Genomic DNA, 1,466 nt, shown 5'->3' with positions numbered 1-1,466 from the left:
CCCCCGTTATCTTCTCCACGGCCCCGCAACGGGGCTCCCGGCCTCCGGGCCCGGCATGACTTCTCCCCCCTGTTGGACCACATGATCCGGGGGGTGGTGTCACCGGTCCCGGAGGCACCGGTAGACCGCTGATAAGGGCAGGACCGCCGCAGTTTCGGCAGGCTCTTCATAACGTGGATGCCGGGGATCGGTGCCGCAGGTGAGGCCGGGTGGGCAGAACCTGTCGCTGGAGGAATGCACGTGACCAAGCTCGACCAGGTGAACGTCTTCGTGGGCCTGGACGTCGGCAAGGGTGAACACCACGCTACTGCCCTGACGCCCGCCGGGAAGAAAGCCTTCGACAAGCGGCTGCCCAACAGCGAGCCCAAGCTGAGGGAACTGTTCACCAAGCTCCAGGCCAAACACGGCACCGTGCTCGTCGTGGTCGACCAGCCGGCATCCATCGGGGCTCTACCGCTGGCCGTGGCCCGTGACGCGGGCTGCCGCGTCGCCTATCTGCCCGGCCTGACGATGCGGCGGATCGCCGACCTCTACCCCGGCGAGGCCAAGACCGACGCACGCGACGCCGCGATCATCGCGGACGCCGCCCGCACCATGCCCCACACCCTGCGCGACCTCGCGCCGACCGACGAAGCCGTCGCCGAGCTGGAGATGATCGTCGGCTTCGACGACGACCTCGCAGGTGAAGCGACCCGTATCAGCAACCGCCTGCGGGGGCTGCTGACCCAGATCCATCCCTCGCTGGAGCGGGTCCTGGGCCCGCGGCTGGACCATCCCGCCGTCCTCACCATGCTGGAACGCTTCGGGTCCCCGGCCGAGTTGAGGAAAGCCGGACGCCGCCGGCTGACCAACCTCGCCCGCCCCAAGGCACCACGCATGGCCGAGCGTCTGGTCAGCGACATCTTCACCGCACTCGACGAGCAGACCGTCGTCGTTCCGGGCACCGACGCGGCCGCGCTGATCGTCCCGAGCCTGGCCGGCTCCCTGCGGGCCGTCCTCGACCAGCGCAAACTCATCGAGAAGCGGATCGAGGACCTGCTGGAGGCCCACCCTCTTTCCAAGGTCCTGATCTCGATGCCCGGCATCGGGGTCAGGACCGCAGCCCGCATCCTGATCGACGTCGGCGACGGCAGCACCTTCCCTACCGCCGCCCACTTGGCCGCCTATGCCGGTCTCGCCCCTGTGACCAGGAGTTCCGGCTCCTCGATCCGTGGTGAACACCCAGCCCGGCGAGGCAACAAGCAGCTCAAGAGAGCGTTCTTCCTCGCCGCCTTCGCGTCTCTGGCCGACCCCGCATCACGGGCCTACTACGACAAGAAAATCGCGCAAGGCAAGCACCACACCCAAGCCATCCTCTGCCTCGCCAGACGACGCGTCGACGTGCTCTTCGCCATGCTCAGAGACGGCACCTTCTACGAGTCACGACCAGCCGTCCCTGCTTGACCAAACCCATAAGGGCACCCCCC

The 1,466-nt window shown here is 67.9% G+C and carries 1 protein-coding gene; it reads left to right on the top strand.

From position 1 onward, the window contains the following. Positions 1-240 precede the first annotated feature (240 nt). Positions 241-1,443 (top strand): IS110 family transposase, encoded by a 1,203-nt coding sequence (locus tag AB0C96_RS43040; protein WP_362925755.1) that lies wholly within the window; start codon positions 241-243, stop codon positions 1,441-1,443. Positions 1,444-1,466: the final 23 nt, after the last annotated feature.

It is taken from the genome of Streptomyces sp. NPDC048506, from assembly GCF_040651315.1.
Classification (GTDB): Bacteria; Actinomycetota; Actinomycetes; order Streptomycetales; family Streptomycetaceae; genus Streptomyces.
Note: the sequence above shows the minus strand (reverse complement) of the source record. Positions and strands in the feature narration are given on the sequence as shown.